The organism is Paramicrobacterium chengjingii (assembly GCF_011751765.2).
In the GTDB taxonomy this organism is placed as follows: Bacteria; Actinomycetota; Actinomycetes; order Actinomycetales; family Microbacteriaceae; genus Paramicrobacterium; species Paramicrobacterium chengjingii.
The window spans coordinates 814,118-834,905 of the sequence record NZ_CP061169.1 but is presented as its reverse complement, the minus strand read 5'-3'; the positions used below and the strand labels follow the sequence as shown (position 1 = coordinate 834,905).

At 61.1% G+C, this 20,788-nt stretch carries 23 protein-coding genes; 13 read left to right on the top strand and 10 right to left on the bottom strand.

Annotation, left to right across the window (positions count from 1 at the left end; all coding sequences use genetic code 11):
- Positions 1 to 52: 52 nt before the first annotated feature.
- Positions 53 to 1,285 (bottom strand): MFS transporter, encoded by a 1,233-nt coding sequence (locus HCR76_RS04105; protein ID WP_166988469.1) that lies wholly within the window; start codon positions 1,283 to 1,285, stop codon positions 53 to 55.
- A gap of 225 nt (positions 1,286 to 1,510) precedes the next feature.
- Between HCR76_RS04105 and HCR76_RS04100 the strand changes: the two genes are divergently transcribed.
- Both HCR76_RS04100 and HCR76_RS04095 read left to right on the top strand, forming a co-directional pair.
- The gene (locus HCR76_RS04100; RefSeq protein WP_198248138.1) at positions 1,511 to 3,199 is read left to right on the top strand and encodes a sodium-dependent transporter; all 1,689 of its coding nucleotides are present in this window, start codon (positions 1,511 to 1,513) and stop codon (positions 3,197 to 3,199) included.
- The gene (locus HCR76_RS04095; RefSeq protein WP_166988468.1) at positions 3,196 to 3,309 is read left to right on the top strand and encodes a methionine/alanine import family NSS transporter small subunit; all 114 of its coding nucleotides are present in this window, start codon (positions 3,196 to 3,198) and stop codon (positions 3,307 to 3,309) included. The genes HCR76_RS04100 and HCR76_RS04095 overlap by 4 nt, the downstream gene beginning before the upstream one ends.
- A 63-nt stretch (positions 3,310 to 3,372) precedes the next feature.
- On the opposite strand, the gene HCR76_RS04090 is transcribed toward HCR76_RS04095, so the two are convergent.
- Positions 3,373 to 4,626: an MFS transporter gene (locus HCR76_RS04090; RefSeq protein ID WP_166988466.1), complete on the bottom strand. Its 1,254-nt coding sequence runs from the start codon at positions 4,624 to 4,626 to the stop codon at positions 3,373 to 3,375.
- A gap of 69 nt (positions 4,627 to 4,695) precedes the next feature.
- On the opposite strand from HCR76_RS04090, the gene HCR76_RS04085 reads away from it, so the two are divergent.
- The 5 genes from HCR76_RS04085 to HCR76_RS04065 all read left to right on the top strand — a co-directional run bounded on the left by HCR76_RS04085 (position 4,696) and on the right by HCR76_RS04065 (position 7,949).
- Complete coding sequence (locus HCR76_RS04085) at positions 4,696 to 5,070, top strand: MerR family transcriptional regulator (RefSeq protein ID WP_166988464.1); 375 nt, start codon at positions 4,696 to 4,698, stop codon at positions 5,068 to 5,070.
- 57 nt (positions 5,071 to 5,127) lie between these two features.
- Positions 5,128 to 6,009: a formyltetrahydrofolate deformylase gene (gene purU / locus HCR76_RS04080; protein ID WP_235933949.1), complete on the top strand. Its 882-nt coding sequence runs from the start codon at positions 5,128 to 5,130 to the stop codon at positions 6,007 to 6,009.
- Positions 6,010 to 6,022: 13 nt separating this feature from the next.
- On the top strand, positions 6,023 to 7,189 hold the full coding sequence (locus HCR76_RS04075) for a MalY/PatB family protein (RefSeq protein WP_166988463.1): 1,167 nt from the start codon (positions 6,023 to 6,025) through the stop codon (positions 7,187 to 7,189).
- A gap of 101 nt (positions 7,190 to 7,290) precedes the next feature.
- Entirely contained in the window at positions 7,291 to 7,521 is a 231-nt protein-coding gene (locus HCR76_RS04070) for a ribbon-helix-helix protein, CopG family (protein WP_235933945.1), read from the top strand.
- Positions 7,518 to 7,949 (top strand): TA system VapC family ribonuclease toxin, encoded by a 432-nt coding sequence (locus tag HCR76_RS04065; RefSeq protein ID WP_166988460.1) that lies wholly within the window; start codon positions 7,518 to 7,520, stop codon positions 7,947 to 7,949. Before HCR76_RS04070 ends, HCR76_RS04065 begins: the two co-directional genes overlap by 4 nt.
- A 92-nt stretch (positions 7,950 to 8,041) precedes the next feature.
- Here HCR76_RS04065 and HCR76_RS04060 read toward each other — a convergent pair whose 3' ends face one another.
- Positions 8,042 to 9,400, bottom strand: a complete 1,359-nt coding sequence (locus tag HCR76_RS04060; protein WP_166988458.1) for a cation:dicarboxylate symporter family transporter — start codon at positions 9,398 to 9,400, stop codon at positions 8,042 to 8,044.
- 158 nt (positions 9,401 to 9,558) lie between these two features.
- Between HCR76_RS04060 and HCR76_RS04055 the strand changes: the two genes are divergently transcribed.
- The 4 genes from HCR76_RS04055 to HCR76_RS17675 are packed head-to-tail and all read left to right on the top strand — an operon-like array spanning position 9,559 to position 12,634.
- A complete protein-coding gene (locus HCR76_RS04055; protein WP_244971481.1) occupies positions 9,559 to 11,250 on the top strand; it encodes a sensor histidine kinase in 1,692 nt (563 codons plus the stop codon).
- The gene (locus HCR76_RS04050) at positions 11,240 to 11,944 is read left to right on the top strand and encodes a response regulator (RefSeq protein WP_166988454.1); all 705 of its coding nucleotides are present in this window, start codon (positions 11,240 to 11,242) and stop codon (positions 11,942 to 11,944) included. The genes HCR76_RS04055 and HCR76_RS04050 overlap by 11 nt, the downstream gene beginning before the upstream one ends.
- Positions 11,945 to 11,963: 19 nt before the next feature.
- A complete protein-coding gene (locus HCR76_RS04045) occupies positions 11,964 to 12,209 on the top strand; it encodes a hypothetical protein (RefSeq protein ID WP_166988452.1) in 246 nt (81 codons plus the stop codon).
- Positions 12,206 to 12,634 carry a TA system VapC family ribonuclease toxin gene (locus HCR76_RS17675; RefSeq protein ID WP_166988450.1) on the top strand — a complete coding sequence of 143 codons (429 nt, stop codon included), beginning with the start codon at positions 12,206 to 12,208 and terminating at the stop codon, positions 12,632 to 12,634. The genes HCR76_RS04045 and HCR76_RS17675 overlap by 4 nt, the downstream gene beginning before the upstream one ends.
- Positions 12,635 to 12,741: 107 nt before the next feature.
- On the opposite strand, the gene HCR76_RS04035 is transcribed toward HCR76_RS17675, so the two are convergent.
- The 3 genes from HCR76_RS04035 to HCR76_RS17520 all read right to left on the bottom strand — a co-directional run bounded on the left by HCR76_RS04035 (position 12,742) and on the right by HCR76_RS17520 (position 14,696).
- Positions 12,742 to 13,434: a type II toxin-antitoxin system death-on-curing family toxin gene (locus HCR76_RS04035; protein WP_198248137.1), complete on the bottom strand. Its 693-nt coding sequence runs from the start codon at positions 13,432 to 13,434 to the stop codon at positions 12,742 to 12,744.
- Positions 13,435 to 13,693: 259 nt separating this feature from the next.
- Positions 13,694 to 14,566 (bottom strand): DUF3387 domain-containing protein, encoded by an 873-nt coding sequence (locus HCR76_RS04030; RefSeq protein WP_244971480.1) that lies wholly within the window; start codon positions 14,564 to 14,566, stop codon positions 13,694 to 13,696.
- Entirely contained in the window at positions 14,448 to 14,696 is a 249-nt protein-coding gene (locus tag HCR76_RS17520) for a hypothetical protein (RefSeq protein ID WP_235934154.1), read from the bottom strand. The genes HCR76_RS04030 and HCR76_RS17520 overlap by 119 nt, the downstream gene beginning before the upstream one ends.
- On the opposite strand from HCR76_RS17520, the gene HCR76_RS17515 reads away from it, so the two are divergent.
- The gene (locus HCR76_RS17515) at positions 14,688 to 15,035 is read left to right on the top strand and encodes a hypothetical protein (RefSeq protein ID WP_244971479.1); all 348 of its coding nucleotides are present in this window, start codon (positions 14,688 to 14,690) and stop codon (positions 15,033 to 15,035) included. The genes HCR76_RS17520 and HCR76_RS17515 overlap by 9 nt on opposite strands.
- Positions 15,036 to 15,219: 184 nt before the next feature.
- On the opposite strand, the gene HCR76_RS04025 is transcribed toward HCR76_RS17515, so the two are convergent.
- The 4 genes from HCR76_RS04025 to HCR76_RS04010 form a co-directional block, all read right to left on the bottom strand.
- A complete protein-coding gene (locus tag HCR76_RS04025) occupies positions 15,220 to 16,491 on the bottom strand; it encodes a M24 family metallopeptidase (protein ID WP_166988448.1) in 1,272 nt (423 codons plus the stop codon).
- Complete coding sequence (locus HCR76_RS04020; protein ID WP_166988446.1) at positions 16,488 to 17,783, bottom strand: MFS transporter; 1,296 nt, start codon at positions 17,781 to 17,783, stop codon at positions 16,488 to 16,490. The genes HCR76_RS04025 and HCR76_RS04020 overlap by 4 nt, the downstream gene beginning before the upstream one ends.
- 127 nt (positions 17,784 to 17,910) lie before the next feature.
- Positions 17,911 to 18,801 (bottom strand): LysR family transcriptional regulator, encoded by an 891-nt coding sequence (locus tag HCR76_RS04015; protein WP_166988444.1) that lies wholly within the window; start codon positions 18,799 to 18,801, stop codon positions 17,911 to 17,913.
- Positions 18,802 to 19,087: 286 nt separating this feature from the next.
- Positions 19,088 to 19,648 (bottom strand): TetR family transcriptional regulator, encoded by a 561-nt coding sequence (locus HCR76_RS04010; RefSeq protein ID WP_166988442.1) that lies wholly within the window; start codon positions 19,646 to 19,648, stop codon positions 19,088 to 19,090.
- 82 nt (positions 19,649 to 19,730) lie between these two features.
- On the opposite strand from HCR76_RS04010, the gene HCR76_RS04005 reads away from it, so the two are divergent.
- Positions 19,731 to 20,765, top strand: coding sequence for a saccharopine dehydrogenase family protein (locus tag HCR76_RS04005; protein ID WP_198248136.1), 1,035 nt, complete (start codon positions 19,731 to 19,733; stop codon positions 20,763 to 20,765).
- Positions 20,766 to 20,788 lie beyond the last annotated feature (23 nt).

The window sequence follows — 20,788 nt, the reverse complement described above, 5'->3', positions numbered from 1 at the left end:
TGTCTCTATGAGGCCGTGTGAGAGCCAACTTTGACGTATGAACTTTCGCGCGTCAGTGTGAACGATTCTGGCGTCGCCCGCGCAGCACAACGGCGAGCACAATGACGAGGCCCACAAGCGTGAGCACCACGTTGACCAGCGGAAGCGCCTGCACCCCGAGCCACGGCAGCAGCATCGCGCCGAGGAACGCTCCCCCGCTGATGCCGACGTTGAACGCCGTCGTGTAGATGGCGCTCGCAGCGTCGCGAAAACGCTCACTCGCAGTCTGCAGCATCCGCGTCTGCAGCAGCGGCGGCACCATGCCGAACGACAGTCCCCAGAGGGCAAGCGCCACCATCGAACCCCAGAACCCTCCGACGGTGAAGGACAGGGCCAGAACGGATGCCGCGACGACGGCGAGCCCGATCACGAGACCGAGCCGCGTGCGTCGCGCGAAGACCGTTCCCGTGAGCACGAGGCCGATCGCGCCAGCACCGCCATACACGAAGAGCGCGATGCTGATGAACGACGACGGCACTCCGACGGGTCCGATGAGGAACGGCGTGACGTATGTGTAGAACGCGTAGTTGCCGATCATGATGATGGCAACGGTGACGCAGATCACCAGCACAGGCATGACTGTGGCGTCGCGGCGACGTGGCGCGTCAGCATCCTGTTTCGACTGCACGTCACGTGACACGGGAGCGAGCCAGATCAGTACGGCGAGCGCACCGAGAATCAGACCGGCAGCAATAGCCACGAACGCCCACCGCCAGCCGACGGCCTGCCCGAGCGCTGTTGAGAGGGGCACGCCGAGCACCAGTGCGAGTGTGCCACCCGCGAGCGTCAGCGATACCGCGCGGCTGAGGTTCTCGCGCGAGACAAGACGCGCTGCATACGCCGGAACAAGCGACCAGAAGAGACCATGCGCGAGCCCACCTGCGATCCGTGCGACAACGACGAGCGTGTAGCTGGGGGCAAGGCCGGTGGACAGGTTGGCAAGACCGAGCACGATGAGCACGGCGACGATCAGCGGTTTGCGCGGCAGACGGACGGTGAGCGCCGTCAGTGGAGCGCTCGTGATCACGACGGTGAAGGCGAAGATCGACACAAGGAGGCCGATCTGCGCTTCGGTGACGCTGAGTGCCGAGCTCATTTCAGGCAGAAGGCCCGTCGGCGTCACCTCACTCGTGACGGCGAGAAAAACGCCGGCAGAGAGCAGGATGAGCCCGAGCCACGGGAACGGACGGTGATCAGTGTGGATGCTCGCAGAGGGCGGAGCTATGGGAATGGGAGAGGTAGTCATCGGAAGAATCCAACAACGGCGTTCACTCGGGGATGCTTGCGCCCCTGAGTTCGACTTCGCGCCGATGTGCGCGCCCAGGGCTCGACGGGGAACGTGAACCGTCGAATATTCTACGTCACGAGCCGATCGTCGACAATTTTCGCCATTCGGGCGCAGAAAGCTGTGATTTCGCCGAGAACCACGGCATTATGGTGACACTGCATCACTCGAACAACGAGGTGGAAAGTGAAAGCTAAATCTTCGGGCCTGGGTCTTCGGACCCGAGAGACCTTCTCAGGCCGTAATGCCTTCATCTTCGCGGCGATCGGATCCGCCGTCGGATTGGGCAATATCTGGCGGTTCCCGTATGTCGCTTACGAGAACGGTGGTGGCGCGTTCATCGTGCCGTACCTGATCGCACTGGTCACGGCGGGAATTCCGCTGCTGTTCCTCGATTATGCGATCGGGCACAAGTTCCGTGGCTCGCCGCCCATGGCGTTCCGGCGCCTGCACAAGAAAGCGGAGATGTTCGGCTGGTGGCAGGTGCTCATCTGCTTCGTCATTGCCGTGTACTACGCGGTGATCATCGCATGGGCCGCCTGCTACACCTGGTTCTCTGTCACGAAGGCATGGGGAGACGACCCGGCCGGGTTTCTCATGGGAGAGTTCCTGCAGGTGTCCGATGAGGTGAACGTGCAGTTCTCCTTTGTTCCCGGCGTGCTCATTCCTCTTATTCTTGTCTGGGTCGCGGCGATCGCCATCCTTGCGTTCGGAGTTCAGAAGGGCATCGCTCGATCGGCGATGGTCTTCATTCCGCTGCTGTTCGTGATGTTCATCATTCTCGTCGTGCAGTCGCTGTTCCTCCCCGGTGCCCTCACCGGCCTCGAAGCGCTGTTCACTCCAGACTGGAGCCGGATGGCCGATAGCGGCATCTGGATCGCCGCCTACGGGCAGATCTTCTTCTCGCTCTCCGTGGCGTTCGGAATCATGCTCACGTACTCGTCGTATCTTAAGAAGAAGACTGACCTCACCGGAAGCGGTTTCGTCGTCGGCTTCACGAACAGCGGGTTCGAGATTCTTGCCGGCATCGGCGTTTTCGCCGCGCTCGGCTTCATCGCCGTGCAGAATGGTCAAGCGGTCGACGACGTGGCGGCATCTGGAATCGGGCTCGCCTTCATCGGCTTCCCCGCGATCATCTCGCAGGCACCGGCGGGGGCTCTTCTTGGCGTGCTGTTCTTCGCGTCTCTGGTTTTTGCCGGCTTCACGTCGATGGTCAGCATCCTCGAAGTCGTCATCTCGTCTGTCAAAGACAAGCTCGGCCTCTCGCGTGTGGGCGCGACGCTTGGTGTTGGCATTCCGATGGCGATCATCTCGATTCTGCTGTTCCCCACGACAACGGGTCTCAACCTGCTTGATGTCACTGACGCGTTCGTCAACAGCTTCGGCATCGTCGCTGTCGCCCTTGTCGTGGTGATCTTCCTCACCGCCGGGTTCACGGCGCTGCCGAAACTGCGCGATCATCTCAACAAGACGTCGTCAGTGAAGATGGGCCGCACGTGGATGATGTTCGTGGGCGGCATCACCCCGATCATCCTCGGTTACATCCTGATCGATTCGCTGCAGACGCGCATTGCCGAAGGCTACGGCGACATGCCCACGTGGTTTGTTGGCGTCTTCGGTTGGGGAATGGCCATCGCACTCGTCGTGATCGCCTACCTGCTGTCGAAGCTGCCGTGGTCGTCGAAGTCAGCGTTGCACGATCCCGACATCGATGGCGAGCCAGTCTCCCCGCCAATTCTCGATCCAGAGATCGATGCGGCCGAGATTGCACGCCACGACACCGAGACCGGCGAGTTCGCCGCCGCCAACGCGCACGAAGAGGCCGAGACGCCTGCGAAGCGATCGCCTCGCGGGGGAAGAAAGGACAAGTCATGAACGCTTCAGCAATCATCATGATGCTCGTCGCGATTGTGACGGTGTGGGGCGGCATGGTCGTCTCAATCGTTCACCTGATGCGGCATCCGGAGGAAAAAGACGACGAGTGACATCGCGCCGACCGGGGCGGGCGCTGCGCGGCATGAGCCGCGCAGCGCCCGCCCGCGTTTCGGTCACTCCCGTTTGGGTGCGCGTGCGGCCAGTCTCTGCGCGATGAGAATGAGAACAACGGATGCCGCAGATGTCACTGCCGCAACACCGGCATTCATCGTCGTTCCCGCTGAACTCTCGATCACTCCTCCGAGCCAGGACCCCGCGGCGATTCCACCGTTGAACGCGACGACAAGTGCCGCGCTTGCGGTGGCGCGCAGCCGCGGCGATGCGGTGCGCATCACAGCGGTCTGCATGAGCGGCGACAGGGCGCCCAGGGCAACGCCCCACACGAAGACACCGGCAACCACAAGCCAGGGGACGGCGGACGCGAAGGCAAGCGTTGCCACGGCAAGCGCCATTCCCGCGAATGTCAGTGGAAGGGCAATCGTCGGCCACCGATCGACAGTCAAGCCGCTCACGATAATGCCGATGAACCCTGCGGCACCAAAGAGAGCGAGCATCGGTCCGGTCAACGCCTCGTCGAAGTTCGCCGCGTTGGCCAGGTACGGCGTGATGTACGAGAAGAGCGCGAAGTGCCCCAACGCGAAGATCAGCGCCGCGGCCAGGAGCGCCGCCACCGGAGCACGCGTCGGGTCTCTCTGCTGTTCCCGCTTCTGAGCACCCTGCATGTCGAGTGTGGGAACGGATGCTTCGGGGACGACACGCGGCAGTAACCTCGCGACGATAAGCGCGAGTGCAGCGACGATCAGCGCGACGCCGATGAATGCAATGCGCCAATCGCCGGCGAGGGCGAGAGCCGCGCCGAGCGGAAGCCCGAGGGCGAGAGCGACAGTGACGCCGCCCGTGACGAAAGCCAGTCCGCGCCCGAGGTGGCGGCTGTCGAGAATCGCCGTCGCATACACGATGACGACGGACCACAGCAGCCCGTGCGCGGCAGCCGTGACAACCCGGGAGAGCAGTGCGATCTCGTACGTCGGAGCGATCGCAGTAACGGCGCTCCCGAGGGCAAACACAGCGAGCGACCCGGCGACCACGAGTCGCCTGTCGACAGTCCGTGTGAAGCGCGCAAGCGGAATGCTGGCGACAATCACGGTGAGTGCCCATGCGGAGAGAAGCAGACCGATCTGAAGATTGTTGGCACCGAGCGAAGCAGCCATCTGGGGCATGATCGCTGCGGGTAACGATTCGGCCGTCACCGTGACGGCGAGAACGAGCGACAGAATGCCGGTCGTGGCAAAGGGGAAACCCCCGGTTGATGAAGATGGTCGCGTGACGGGCAACTCGGCCATTTTCGCGGCTCTTGTTTCTGACATGCCCTGAACGTAAACTCTGACACTAATGTCAATGTCAAGCATGGGGACCCAATCACAAATGGAAACACTGTGAAAATCGGCGAACTCTCCAAGCGCACCGGTATCCCCACGCGCATGCTGCGCTACTACGAGCAGCAAGAGCTCATCACCCCGGTGCGTTCAGAGAACGGCTACCGCTCGTATTCTGAAGATGACGTCGGCCGCGCACGTCAGATTCGCGGTCTCGTACAGTCAGGTCTCACAACACGATTGGCGAAGGTGGTGCTCGAGACACAGGCGGCGTGCGCCTCGGATGCCCACGTCAGCTGTTCTCAGGAGCTTGCCGAGCTGCTTGCCGCCGAACTCAGCGCCCTCGAGTGCCGAATCTCCTCCCTGTCGAAGAGTCGCGACACCGTGCGCGAGTTTCTCAAACGTGCGGAGCACGACGACCTGGTGGCGAACTGATAGCTCGCTGATCAGTCGCTCACCCATTCCGCGAGCGCGACTGGTTAGTCTTGTGGGGTGACCCATGCCACTGCCCTCGTGAGGGACGAATCACCCAACCACTGGGTGCTCACATTCGTGTGCGCCGATAAGCCCGGCATTGTTCACGATGTCAGTGGCGCAATCGTCGCCGCCAATGGAAACATCAGCGAAAGCCAGCAGTTCGCGAGCGTCGACACCGATCGATTTTTTATGCGCCTTCAGGTGCAGTCGTCGGCGTCGCGCGACGACTTCGAGGCGGCGCTTGAGCCTGTTGCCGAGAAGTTCGGCATGACGTGGAACCTCGACAATGTCGGGCGGCCTGCACGCACACTCGTTCTCGCAACCAAAGCGGGCCACTGCGTCAACGATCTGCTCTTTCGACAGCGGGCCGGGCAGCTGCCCATCGACATTCCGCTCATTCTCGCGAACCATCCCGACCTGGGCTCGCTCGCGGAGTTCTATGGTGTGCCGTTCGAATCGCTCCCCATCGTCGATGCAGCGTCGAAGGCGGCGTTCGAGAAGCGCGTCCTCGATGCCGTCGACGAGCACGACATCGAGCTTGTCGTACTCGCCCGCTACATGCAGATCGTCTCTCCCGAGCTCTGTGCCGCTCTTGAAGGTCGCGCCATCAACATCCATCATTCGTTCCTTCCCGGTTTCAAGGGCGCCAACCCATACAGACAGGCGCACGCGCGAGGCGTCAAGCTCATCGGAGCAACGGCGCACTTCGTGACGAGCGACCTCGACGAGGGGCCGATCATCGAGCAGAACGTCGTTCGAGTCGACCATTCGCAGACACCACAGCAGCTGGTCGCCATCGGGCAAGACGAAGAGAGCCGCACTCTCACACAGGCTGTGAAGTGGTTTGCCGAGAAACGAGTGCTTCTTGACGGCGCACGCACCATCATCTTCAAGTAACTCCGGAGGTTCCGTGACTTTCGCCGAGCGCATCGACGCGCTGACCATCGACGATCTGAAGCGAACGGGCGCCACCAAGTGGATCGCACCCGGAATCGATATCGGCGCGTTCATCGCCGAGATGGACTTCGGGGTTGCCGCGCCCATCCAGTCGGCGCTGCGCGACTCGGTCGACGCTCAAATCTTCGGCTACCTCCCGGCATCCATGCTGCGCGACGTGCAGCAGGCGACAGCGGCCGCTCTCGCCTCGCGGGGCTACGCGGTGCCCGCTGACCGGGTGATCGCTGTTCCCGATGTGCTTCGCGCGCTCGAGTTGACGCTCACGCGACTGACCAGCCCCGCGGGCAAGGTGATCGTGCCGACTCCGTCGTACATGCCGTTTCTCTTCGTACCACCACGCATCGGTCGTGAGGTCATCGAAGTACCGATGATCGACGACGCCGGAACCTGGCGCTTCGACATTGACGCGCTGCGCGCCGCGTTTGCCGAGGGCGGCGAGATTCTTCTGCTCTGCCAGCCGTTCAACCCGCTGGGACGCGTGTTCGCTGCTGACGAGCTCGCCGAGGTGAGCGCCGTTGTTGAGGAGGCGGGCGGGCATGTTTTTGCCGACGAGATTTGGGCGCCGCTCATTCTTCCGGGTGCAGATCACGTGTCATATGCCACGGTGACGGATGCTGCCGCGCAGCACACCGTCACGGCAACGTCCGCCGCGAAGGGGTGGAATCTTCCGGGCCTCAAGTGCGCGCAGCTCATTGTGGCTGGCGACGCGGATCGGGAGCGCTTCGACGACGCAGACTGGATTTCACACGGCGCCTCCACGATGGGCGCGACAGCGACGATCGCCGCGTACACCGAGGGAGAACCGTGGCTCGCCGATGTTGTTGACTACCTCGACGGCAACCGGGCCGAATTGCTCGATCTCGTTTCAGAACATCTGCCCGGCGTCACCATGAGCCGGCCGGAGGGAACGTATGTCGGGTGGCTCGACTTCACGGCTCTCGGCATCGAGAACCCCGGCGCGTTCTTCGCAGAGAACGCTGGGGTCGGTGTCACAGACGGCCGCGGATGCGGTGCAGCCGGAGTGGGCAGCGCCCGCTTCATCTTCGCGACTCCGCGCCCTATCATGCGCGACGCGATCACGCGCATGGGTCAGGCCTTGCGTAATCACGACCTCGCCTAACGGCATCAGGCTGCTCTCTTCGCATCCGGTCGCTCGCCGTGCGTGATGAGCTCACTCACTCTGCGAACCATATAGCCATATCCACTGGTATGCTCAGCAATATGAAGACGACGATGAACCTGCCCGATGCGCTCATGGCAGAACTCAAGAAGCGTGCTGCTGACGAGAATCGCACGGTCACGAGCATTGTCGAAGAATCACTGAGACGACACCTTGAGACGGAACGTTTGCCACAGCATCGCTGTGCGCTGCCCACGTGGCGCAGCGGCGGTTATCACATCGACGTCGATGACAAGAACGCGGTGTGGGATGTCTTGGATGACGCCCGATGATTTTGCCCGACGTCAACGTCCTGATCTACGCATTCGACGAGGAGTCGCCTCGCCACAGCGAATACGCACGATGGCTCGAGCGCGCCGTGATCAGCCCCGAAGATATTGCACTCTTCGACCCAGTGCTTTCAGGGTTTGTGAGAATCGTCACTCACCCGAGCATCTTCGCCCACCCCGCACCGACACCTGTCGCGCTCTCGTTCGTGACGGCTCTCGTGAATTCTCAATCCGCCCGCTGGCTTCGCAGCTCATCGGATATGTGGACCACTCTCAACTCATTCGTCCTCGACGATGACGGGATCCGAGGGAATCTCGTCCCCGATGCTCTGATCGCGGCAGCGGCCGTGGCCCACGGTGCGCGAATTGCGACCTCCGACCGTGGATTTGCGCGGTTCCCCGGGGTGAACTCTTTCGACCCTGCACGGTAATCGCCCAGGAACTTCAGCGCCCCCACGGCGCCGACCGGGTCCGGTGACGCGCCGAGTGATCACCGGACCCGCTGTCCTGCACTCTGCGAGCGTCAGCGAACGTTCTCGAGCTCGCGCTCCGGCTCCGCGTCGTTCGCCGATTCGTCCCCGTGGGCATCGGGTTCGAGGCTCAGCTCGTCGAAGGGACGCTTGCCGGCAAACACCGCTTGTGCCTGCTCGAAGTCGAGCTCCTTCGTCCACTTGCCAATCAGCACTGTCGCCACAGCATTGCCCGTGAAGTTGGTGAGCGCACGGCATTCCGACATGAACTTGTCGATTCCCACGGTCACGCCCATGCCGTCGAGCAGCTCGGGGCGATGCGACTGCAGCCCCGCAGCGAGTGTCGCGAGGCCTGCCCCGGTAACACCGGCGGCGCCCTTCGACGCGATGATCATGAACACCAGAAGTGAGATCTGCTCGCCGACGCCCATGGGCATGCCCATCGCCGTCGAAACGAAGATCGACGCCATCGTGAGGTAAATCGCCGTGCCGTCGAGGTTGAACGAGTAGCCGGTTGGCACAGTGACGCCGACAACCGTCTTCGAGACTCCCGCATGCTCCATCTTCGCCATGAGCCGCGGCAATGCCGACTCCGACGACGACGTCGAGAAGATCAGCAGGTACTCACGGGCAAGGTAGCGCATCAACTGGAAGATGTTCAGTCCGGTGACGAGCTTCAGGATGCTGCCGAGCACGACCACGATGAACAGCGCACAGGTGAGGTAGAAGGTTCCCATGAGAATCGCCATCGACCCGATCGCCGCCCAGCCGGTGCCTCCGACGACAGCGGCGATCGCACCGAAGGCGCCGATCGGGGCCGCCCACATGATCATCATCATGAGTTTGAAGACCACAGCCTGAATATGACGGATGCCGTTCAGCACAGGCTCTCCGGCCTTGCCCATCGATTGCAGGGCGAAGCCAACAAGAATCGCCAGCACGAGTGTGGGCAGCACGGGGATGCTGCCGGGGATCATGCTCATCAAGAAGTCGACTGTGCCGTCTGAGCCGCCCTTCGACGCCTCGTACGGCTCGAGGTGCAGGCCGCTGCCCGGATGCACCAGGTTTCCCACGACGAGGCCAATCGCGAGTGCGAACGTCGCCATCAAGAGGAAGTACAGCATGGCGATGCCGCCGACCTTGCCCACGGTGGCTGCGCGGGCGACGGAGCCGACGCCGAGCACGATTGTACAGAAGATGATCGGCGCGATGATCATCTTGATCAGAGCGACGAACCCCGTACCGATCGGCTTGAGGCTTTGGCCCACTTCAGGGAAGATCAACCCGACTGCGGCGCCAAGAACGACGGCGACGATCACGAAGATGTAGAGCCAGTGCGTCCGGTCTTTCTTCCGTGCACGCGGGCTGGCCGCGTTTGATTGCGGTGACTGTTTCTGTGGCGTCATTGCCATGCCGACTCCTCGGTCTGATTGGGGAATTGATGCGTGACCATACTGATTGCCAGGCAGGATGCTGTCGCGGTTGCGTTCATATCGTTCGCAGAGACTTCTACGCAGGGCGAACTGCACGTGCGAAGCTTGTGCACGTCGAGAACATCAGGAGGTCGCAGGTGAGATTCCATGGCAGCGTCGCCCCAACGGCTACCGCCTCCCATCGCCCACGATCACTCGCTGCACGGTTGTTTCTCGCGCAGCTGGTTCTGGTAGTGATCGTGTGCGGCGCACTGAGCATCACCAGTTACGTCACCGCGCGTGCCGACGCGCGGCAGGCGACAGCATCCCGAGTTTTGAGCATTGCCGAGACCCTCGCCAACGATCCCTACGTGACCAATGCCGTCGGCACGGCGGACCCGACGAGCGCGCTGCAGCCTTACGCGCTCACGGTCATCGCCACGGCGAAGGTCGATTTCATCACGATCATGGATCGCGACCGCACGCGATACACCCACCCCAACTCTGAGCAGCTGGGCAAACCGTACATCGGCAGCATCGACGAAGCGCTCGAGGGCAGAAGCCAGGTTGAGCAGTACGAGGGAACTCTCGGGCCATCGGTGCGGGCGATTGTCCCCATTTTTGATGAATCGGGCACTGTGACCGCCATGGTCTCCGTCGGTGTCACGCTCGAGACCCTCTCGATCACTCAGGCTGCGGCGATTCCTGAGTTGCTCATCATTGCGCTCGCGGCGATCGCGCTTGGCGGTCTCGGATCGTGGGCGGTCAGCCGTTACCTGCGCCGTGTCACGCTCGGCTACGGACCCGAGCAGCTCCGCAGCCTGTTTGCCTTCTACGATTCCGCTCTCCATTCGCTGCGCGAAGGACTCGTGCTCGTCGACGCTCAGGGCAACCTTGTGCTCTACAACGACCAGGCGGCAGATCTACTCGGTCTGCCCCCGGCAAGCGAGTTCACGCCGACACACATCTCCCAGCTCGATCTCCCTGAGACTGCCGCCCAGCTCTTCGCGTCAGGGCGCAGCGCCACTGACGAGATTCATCTCACACACGACCGGGTGCTCGTGATCAGCCAGCAGCAGGCGACGCAACCGGATGCCGATATTCGGCGCCCTCCGCGCGCGAGCATGGGCACGGTGGCCACCTTGCGCGACCGCACAGAGATTCAGGCGTTGACCGGCGAACTTCAGTCGATGAAGACGCTGTCCGAGGCGCTTCGGGCCCAGACCCATGAGCATGCGAATCGTCTGCATACACTCGCGACGCTGATCGAGTTGGGCCGCGAACGCGAGGCACTCGACTTCGCCGTGAAGGATCAGAGCGACGCGCAGCGGCTCACGGACGAGTTCGTTCAATCGCTCGACGAGCCGTTCATTACAGCGCTCTTGATCGGCAAGGCTGCACAGGCCCATGAGCGTGGGCTCAAACTTCAGATCTCCGCAGCGGGTGAACTCCCTGCGGGCAGCCTCGACGCCCGCGATCTTGTCACGGTGACGGGCAATCTCCTCGACAACGCATTCGACGCTGCCGCTTCCTCGGATGAGCGTCGCGTCTGGGCAGATTTTTCGGTGATCGATTCGGAGTTGATTATTGTGATCGCCGATTCGGGGCCCGGCGTCGACGCGGGCGCCTTGAACGAGCTTTTTCGCCTGGGCCGCTCGTCGAAAGATGCGGCATCCCATGTCGGCGGTCGCGGGTTGGGCCTCGCCCTCGTGCGCCAAGCCGTCGAGCGACTCGGCGGAACGCTTGACGTCGAGTCAGATGGCGGCGCGATCTTCACCGTGACGCTTCCCCTGACGGATCACTCCGACGACAATGGTGTCGAGCCGGAGGTGACCCCTGATGAACGCTGATCGCGAGTTGCGCGTTCTCGTCGTCGACGACGAGCCGGTCACCGCTGAGGCTCATGCCGACTACGTTCGTCGAGTGCCGGGTTACACGGTGGATGCTGTCGTACTCACGGGCGCGGACGCGCTCGCTCGTCTGGATGCCGCGGCACAAAATGGCTCCCCCGTCGATCTTGTCCTTCTCGATATGAATCTCACTGATATTCATGGGCTCGACGTCGCCCATAGAATTCGGCAGCGTGGACACTCGGCAGACATCCTCGCGATCACGGCGGTTCGTGATCTGCAGATCGTCAAGGCAGCGCTCTCCACGGGCGTCGCCCAGTACCTGATCAAGCCGTTCACGTTCCCTACCTTTCGCGAGAAGCTCGAGAACCACCGCATGTTTCAGCTGAACCTCAGCGACACGGGAGCGCTGGCAACCCAGTCGTCGATCGACAACGCGCTGAGCGCTCTGCGCACCGTCGCCCCGGGCAAGCTGCCGAAGGGCATGATCGACGAGACCTATACGTCTGTCTCGGCTGCACTGCGTGAGTCGAAGATGTCGCTCTCGGCAACGGAGCTCGGCGACCGTCTCGATCTGTCTCGTGTCACTGCGCGGCGCTACCTCGAATACCTTGTCGAGATGAAGCAGGCGGCCAAGTCGCCTCGCCATGGAACGCCGGGCCGTCCGGAGTACGAGTACCGCTGGCTCTCGTAATTGATGCTAATATGGTTTTATGCGCACAACGATTGATCTCCCCGATGATCTGCTTCGCGCTCTCAAAGTGAGAGCCGCACAGCGAGGCGAGACACTCAAGGTTGTGCTGATGCGTGCAGTTTCCCGCGAAGTCGCTGGCAACACGAACGCACATACGCGGGTCTCTCTGCCGCTTATCGCCGCAGGGGCAGAGCCAACAGTTGATGTCACACCGGACGATATCGCCACGGCCCTGGCGTCCGATGACGAACAGTACGCTCGATGAAGCTGCTGGATGTCGGCGTGTGGCTCGCTGCCACTTGGGGCCGCCACGTCGCACATCCATCCGTACGAACGTGGTTCGATCAGCAAGACTCCGAACTCGCCTTTTGTCGAGTCACCGAGATGGGCCTTCTCCGTTTGCTGTCGAATCCGAGCATCATGCGCGAGGACGCCCTCACGCGGGGCGCCACCTGGTCCGTCCTCGATCGTCTACGAGCTGATGACCGAGTGATACACCTTGAGGAACCTACGAACCTCGAATCCGTGTGGAGGACGCTATCCGCACGGGACGACACAAGCCACAAACTGTGGACAGACGACTACCTGGCAGCATTTGCTCAGGCTCGCGGCCTCTCAGTTGTAACCCTTGACCGGGCATTTGCCCAACGTCATCAGTCCGTAGAGGTCGAGCTTCTCGTCCGACGGTAGTTCTCACTCGCACAGCCCAATGCTCATGGGTTTCGGATGCTACGCGGTTTCGAGCATCTTGATAATCAGCGCCACCATCAGCTCTTTTTCGCGTGGGTCGCTGGAGGCTACGAGGAGCGTGATATAGCAGCGAGAGCATTATTCGTCACGCGGGTGTTGCCGGAGTCGTCGTAAAGCAATTCGTTTCGCGCGAGGAACGACACGAACAGTGCCGCGGCACTGCGTTTATTGCCATCGGAGAGCGGGTGATCCTTCACAACGAAGTAGAGAAGATGCGCTGCCTTCTCCTCAACGGTCGGGTACACGTCTCGGCCGCCAAATCCCTGATATACAGCAGCGATCGCACCCTCCAGCGCATCACCTCGTTCACGTCCAGCCAGGGTGTCGTCGGGGAACGCCGCTGCGACAGCCGCAATTATCTTGCGAGCTTCCGCAAGGGTCAGCGTCCACGCGGGAACAGTCATAGGGTTGGCCGTGACCGAACCTTCGTCGTAGTCATGTAGAAGCACGGGGCCAGGCAAGTAGGCGCCAACGACCTCAGCAATTCCGGAGGCCAGCTGGTCAGCGGAACGCGCGAGGATGGAAGCAACCTGTCCCAGTTCGGCAAGTCGAGTCTCGTTCAGAGCTGCGCCGTCAAGCAGATAACGGCGTAAGACATCGGTAGCCCAGCGCCGAAACTCGATTGCCCTCGCCGAGCGAGTGCGATACCCGACTGCAAGAATTACATCAAGGCTGTAGTACGTGACCGGTCGGTCCGAAGAAGCAATATGCCCTTTCCGCATATTGCTTTCGCCGTCCACTTCGCCTTCACGAAACACCGATTGAACGTGACGGGAAATTCGAGATTGATCGACGCCGAAAAGTTGCTGATCTGGGCTTGTGAAGCCCAAACGGTCTCACCATCGGAAACAATCTCGACCGAAACCGTGCCGTCTCTCGATTTAAAGAGTTGCAACTCATTCATGAAATTATCTTCCCCCTGGCGTCCGACATGCAAACGCTCACGATGACGCCAAACATGCTGATCATGCCCGAGCCCACAACATGCGGCCAACGTGTCTATGCAGCACGCTCGGCAGCGAACTTTGGCGCAAGGCTCTCCATCTGCTCCATCACGAGTTTGATGGCACCAGGCTGCTGGTCTGGCGGATACTTGTACTTCACGAGCAGCCGTTTGATCGACGAGCGCAGCTTCGCTCGCACATCGTCGCGCACCGTCCAGTCTGTTCGCACGTCACGTCGCATCACCTGCACGAGTTCGCGCGCGATCTGCGCGAGCGTGTCTTCGCCCTGCACGTTGACAGCCGATTCGTTGTGAGCGATCGCGTCATAGACGGCGAGCTCGTCTGACCGAAGTGGCGGCTCGAATGTCTCGCCGCGCTGTGCCTCTTTCGCGACATCCTTGGCAAGCGCGACGAGCTCGGCAATGACCTCTGCCGACGTGAGCTGCTGGTTCGTGTATTTGTTCATGAGCTCAGCGATGCGCTCCGAGAAGGCGCGCTGACGCACAATGTTGTGCCGGGTCACCGCCGTTGACTCGTCGACGAGCATGGCGCGCAGCGCCTCGATCGCGAGCTGCGGGTTGCGCGCCTTCTGCGTCTTCTCGACGAACTCCGAGGTTAAGTCTTCGAGCGACGGCTTCGGCATTCCCGCGGCTTCGTAGATATCGAGCACGTCCCCGTTCGCCGTCGACGAATCGATGAGTGAGGCAAGCAGTCGCTGAATGTCCTCGGGAACAGGCTCGCCACGGTTCTGCCGGTCCATGGCATCGTACTTTGCCATCCATACCCGCACTTCTTCGTAGAACTTGATCTCAGAGTGCACATCGGCCAGGCTGTCGCGTCCAGACGCGAGCGCCCACACTCGAGCGAGACGACTTAAGATGCTGCGGAACCGCGCCGCCAACGTGTTCTCCCCCCAGCTCCGCTGCATTGAGCGAACTCGTCACGTCACGAAGAAAGTCGACGGCTCCCGTGACGGCATTGATGTATGCCTTCGGGCCGCCTGCCTTGTACACCGACTTCCAGTCGTAGCCCGATACGCATTCACGAGCTTGTGCCAAGAGTTCACGAGCAACGGATGCCGCCTCGTCGACGTCCTTGCCGACAGGCCGCTCTTTCTGGTCTGTCGCGTGTATTCCTCGCCGCTTTCGGCAGCGCCGGCCCTTCCCGAATCGGGCACAGATGACGGCATCTACCTTTATGACGGTGATGCGGCCAGCGCCACTATCGTCCATGTCGGGTCGGGCAAGTTCATCGTTCAGGAAGACACCGCCGAAAGCCTCTCATTCGGTCTGCTCATCAATGAGATCGGCACGTACTCCGGCACCGTTCCCGTCAGCGCTGACCTTTCGGTCATCACTGTCACAGCAGACGGCGACTGGACGATTGCTATCGGCTGACCCGATTACAAACTGAGCGCAGGGAGGCAACCCGAATGCTTCCCTGCGCTCCTAGACCCGCTGTCGGTTTGGTTGACTCTCTGACCGCATGCGAGCATTGCTCCAGCAGATCCTCCATTACCTCGGTCAGCGCCAAGCGTACACATCAAGGAGTCCCATGACGCAGATATGGATGTTTCAGGACTCAAAGGACAGACCCGGTTTCGGGATCGACGAATGTAAGTTCATGCGCCATCGTGTGCAACACCTCAGCCCCGTCCGCCCTGACTGCAACAAGGTCTTCGATCATGATCGCACCGACATCTGGTGTGTAGGTTGGGACTTCGATTGCCAGCACCATGCCTTCGCGGACCGTTGCATCCGAGTGCGGGCCGATAAACGGGGGTTCCTCGTGGAAACTGTCTATTCCTACGGAATGCCCCACGTGCCCGCGGTTATAAGCCGGGTATCCAGCATCATGCACGAACGCCATCGAGCGTGTGTACGCATCGCTGAGTAAAGCGCCGGGAACAAGCGCATCACGAGCAATACTCTGAGCCTCCTGCAAAACCTTGTATAGAGATACAGCTTCCTGCGACGGAGCGCCAAATGCGAACGTCCTACCGCCATCACTTCGGTACCCGTGCACGGTGGTTCCACAATCGAACTTCACCAGATCACCGTCCTGAAGGCCGCCCTCAGCTGTGCCGTAACTTGCAGACGTCGAACCGCCAATTGTCGGCAAAACCCAATTGTCCGTATAACCCGCAAACTGGGGACTCCCAAGTGCGGCCTGAGCGACCCCGGCCTGGTAGGCACAGCGGATATCCTGAGCTGTCATTCCTTCGCGTGCGGTCGACATTGCTGCGATCATTCCACGTTCGGAGAGCTGCACAGCGGTGCGGAGGTGATCAATTTCCCACTCTTGTTTGATCAGCCTGATGTCGTACATGTCGGTACTGAAGTCAACCCACGAGGCTCGGGGGGCAGATCTTTGTAGCCGCTGCCACGTGTCATATGTCAAGTAGGGCAAGTCGGTGCCGAGCTCGGAACCGACGACGTTGTTGGCCTGGAGGCAGGTGTGTACAGCACGATCAAGTTCGTCCGGGTCCCACTGTTCGGGGCGTACCACTGCCGCGGGGTCGGCAGGTTTCTTCATCTCTGATGCCGTGGAAAGATCGACCCACAACCGGTACGTGATGATATCGACATCGGGGGCGGACTTCCGGGCTGTTTCGGCTTCGAAATCTCCTACGATAAGGACAACGCGTTCACTTGCGTCGGCCGGGACGTATGCGAGGACAGTTCCGTGGAACCGCCACCATTCCGAAACGAAATAACTCCGGAACCCCGTCACGTACTGAATGTTTGACGGCGTGGTCGCGAGATAACCGGAAAGCCCTCTCTTCTGGAGTTGTTCACGAATATGGCTGACGGCCGTTGAAGAAGGTGCAAGAGTTTCTTGAGTAAGACTCATGACAGGTCCTTTCCACTTGTTTCTCGTGCAAGGAGCGAACTGATGATCGCTATGGCTGCCGTAATGGCGACATAGATGCTGACAGTAACCGTGCTATGTGACCATTGGGTTAGCAGCTGGGCGATGGTGGGAGCGAGGGCACCACCGAGAATACCGGCCACTTGATATCCGAATCCGGCACCGGTCGCGCGAACTTTTGTGCCAAACATTTCGGTGATGAACGCTGTCATGGGCCCGTACATGATCCCTTGGGCGGCGATACCGATGGAGATTGCCGCAATCGCGAGAGCCACTTGGCCGGTTGCAATCAATGGCCACGCCACGAATGCCCAGATGCCGACGGCTGCTGCCCCAAAGATATAGACAGGTCGACGACCTACAGAGTCGGAGATTTGAGCGCTGATGGGAATCACAAGGAATTGAAGGGAACAACCGACAATTACACCGATGAGACCGACGCTTGCCGGTAGGCCCAACACGTTGGATATGTACGACAGCGCGAATACTGCGAAAACGTAATAAGACACATCGGACGCGATGCGAATGCCGATCGTGATAAGTACTTGCCGCCAGTGCGTCCGTAGCATCGTCCGCAACGGGGACTTTTCCTTCTCTGTCGCGAGAAACAGGGGTGATTCGGCAAGAGCCGCACGTATCCAGAACCCGAGCACAATCAGTACAGCACTTGCCATGAAGGGGATTCTCCAACCCCAGGCGATGAAAGAGTCGGGGGAAAGTACTGTTTCCATGATGTAAAGTGCGGCGACGGCGAGCAGGTTCCCTGCTGGCACGCCCAGTTGCATCCATGAGGCGAGAAGTCCGCGGTTCGCGGCACGGCCTGCCCCATCGGCGTGCTCGGCAGATAGTGTCGCGGCCCCGCCCCACTCGCCCCCGAGGCCGAGGCCTTGGACAATTCGCAAGAGCACAAGTATCACGGCAGACCAGATCCCAAGTGTGTCGTACCCAGGGACGCAGCCTATGAGGACGGTTCCGACACCCATGATCAGCAATGTGGCGATCAGCGTGTTCTTACGACCAAGTACGTCTCCGAGCTGGCCAAATATGATTCCACCGAATGGCCGCATGACGAATGCGACGCCGTATGTCATGAATGAAAATAGAAGCCCGGTAGCTGGATCGGATTCTGGGAAGAATACGCGTGGAAACACGAGGGCTGCTGCAGACCCGAAGAGGAAGAAGTCGTACCATTCGATGCTGGTTCCGGCGAAACTTGAGAGAATTGCCCGACGCAAAGTGGTCGACTCTGACTTCGTCGCTTGGGAAGTACTCACCTGAGAGTCCTTTCGAAGATCAGATTTTCCCTGACGCTACCCGGGTGGACCATTCCCGTCCAATATCGATTCAGGGCTCTGTGATTCCTGTAAGGAATGTTATTCAGACGTCCGCCTGCCCCACCAGTCACTCGGTCCGTTCGGGTAACTCGTCCAGAATCAGTGCCATCAACTCGTGTGCAGCAGGATTCACCGCGACCGGACTGGCCGCAACAGCAAGAGGCAACTTTGCCTCCTCGCGCATCGGCACATACCTCACCCCTGGAATGGCAAGATTGCGTGCACTTTCAGGCACAATCGTGACCTCATTACCCAGAGATACCAGTCCCAGAAGAGTGGAAACATGCTCTGCTCTCTCAGACGGTTGGAACGAAACACCAGCTGCATAGAAGAGTGCAGCGACATGATCCCAATATCCGGTGCCAGCGCTGCGAGAAAAGAATGCGACCTCACGTTCCGCCAGTTGCGCGATACTAATGCTTTGCTCATGCGCTAGCACGTCACTATCTGAAACCGCAATCACAAGGTTCTCTTCCCAGACAGTTCGCGACTCGATTCTGCCCGCTACGGGAGGCCGCAAGAACCCGATCTGCAGCTCGCCGGACTCTAACCCGTTTACAAGTTCGGGCGTCTCCAACTCCTCAACCTTCAATACGAGCCCGGGAAGCTTTTGAAGGACTGGGCGCAATATTCTAGGCAGCGCTTCAAAGAAGGCTGACCCGACGGCACCGACCCGAACAGTCCCAGACTGCCCCGTGCCGACACTGGCAGCTGTGACACGCAAGGCACGATACTCTCCCTGCACACGTCTCGCATGACGGACAATGTCAGCACCCGCGGATGTCAATGAGGCAGCGTGCCTTCCTCGGGTGAACAACTGAACACCCCACTCTGCTTCCAACCGTTGAATGCGTTTAGTGAGGGCCGGTTGCGCCGTGCCCAAACGGGCTGCCGCCCTGCCGAAATGCAGCTCTTCTGCGAGAGTGACGATGCACTCTAGGTCGCGATCATCAGCCATACCTAACCCTCGCACACGTGCCACACCATGCGAAGGAACCCCCGCTACATCCCATGCCCCATCATCGCGCGACCACCGAATTTCACAGGCAGTTTTACATGAAGCACGACTCACGCTTCACGGGCATAATACGGAAGCCTCGTCGACTCGTTGCGCATTTTTAGCACGGGTTCGATGGTTGCACCATGAGAAGGGTCGCCATTGAGGTTGCGAGAGTGCAAGTCTCGACGTTATTTGACGACGCCGAGCGCGGCGACAAGATCATCGTCTATCGAAGCGACACCATTTACGCCAGCGCTGAACGCAGGGTGTCGAGCGCGTCGGCGATGATATCGACGAGGGGCGTTTCGTCATCGCGGGCGAGCCACTCCTGCACCGCGACGTAGAGCAGCGTGACGCAGGTCTCAGACAGCAGAGCTGCTCGAGTTTCGGGCACGCCGCGGGCGCACAGCGCGTCATGCACGATCTTTCCCACAGTCTCCCGCTTCTGCAGGTCGCGTTCACGCAAGCCCGGGTCTGAGCTGACGATCTCGCGCCGGATTCGCAGCTCGTCGCGGCGGCCCTCAAAGCGCGTCTCGGCGAACGAACGCAACGCGCCCATGATCACGTCAAGCGGTTCGGCCGACGGCGATGCCTCTGCCAATACCTGGGCAGCCTCCGCTGGCACATCTTCGCCGCCAAAGACTACCTCGCGCTTATCAGCGAAATACCGATGGAACGTGCGCGTGCTCAATCCGGCACGCGCCGTGATCTCAGGCACTGTCGTCGCCGCGAATCCGTGCTCGACAAAGAGCTCGAAGGCCGCCTTCTCCAGCCTCCGGCGCGCACCCGGCTCCCATCTGCTCACGGTCTCATCTTACGTGATGACACGGCATGCCATCAGGGTGCTACTGTGATGACACGCGATGTCATCACAGAAGGAGCAAGCCATGAGCAATGACGTATGGGTTCTGGGCGGCGCAGGCCGCAGCGGGCAGAACATCACAGCGGCGCTACGACAGCGAGGCATTGAGCCCGTGCTCGTCGGTCGCAACGCGGCAACGCTGGCAGCAGCGGCGGTTGAGGGCACCAAAACTGTCGTCGCCCCATCGATCGACGCGATCGTCGCTGAGGTTCGGCGACAGCATCCGGCCATCGTGATCAATACCATCGCACCGTTCGTAGACACGGCAGCCGCGCTCGTCGCAACGGGCGTTCACTACATCGACATTGCCAACGACGTGGGCGCGATCGACACTCTGCTCGATCGCGACGCAGAGCTCGCCGCCGCGGGCCAGACTGCGGTGACGGGCGCCGGATTCGGAGTCACCGCATCTGAAAGCATCCTCGTGAAGCTTCTCGAAGGTCGCTCGACACCCGCGCGCGTTCGCGTCGACATGATTCCGTCGATGGAAAGTGAGGCCGGAAAGGTGGGCGAGTCGCTTGCGACGTCACTTGTCAGCGGGCTGGCCTACCGTGACCGTCACGGCAGCGCCCTGGCGAGCCACCCCATGCGGCTCGCCCTTCCGGACGGCACAGTCGTCTCAACAGCCAGCATGCCGCTCGGCGATGTGGCGGCCGCCCGGCACGACAGCCAAGCGCCAACGGTGATCGCCGCTTCAAGCATGGCGCCAACGGGGCCCATTCGATTCGCGCTGCCGCTTGCAACCGCACTGCTGGCGCTTCCGCCGCTGCGCACCGTTGCCCAGCGACTGCTTGCACGTGTAACGGTGTCGGCCCGGCCCCGCCCTCGCGAGTACTCGTGGGGCCACGCGCACGTCGAATGGTCAGACGGCTCCGTGCGCGACGGCTGGCTTCGCGTCGACGATGCCTCCACATTCACCGGCACGGTGCCGGCCGAGATCGCGCGCCGTCTGCTCGATGGGTCGGGACGGCCGGGTGCGTTCACGCCGGCAGCGCTTTTCGGATCGACGCTGGCGGAGGCTTGCGGTGCACAGTATGTGCCGGGATTCGTTGCAGCGTAACGACTGCCGCACAATACAATCCC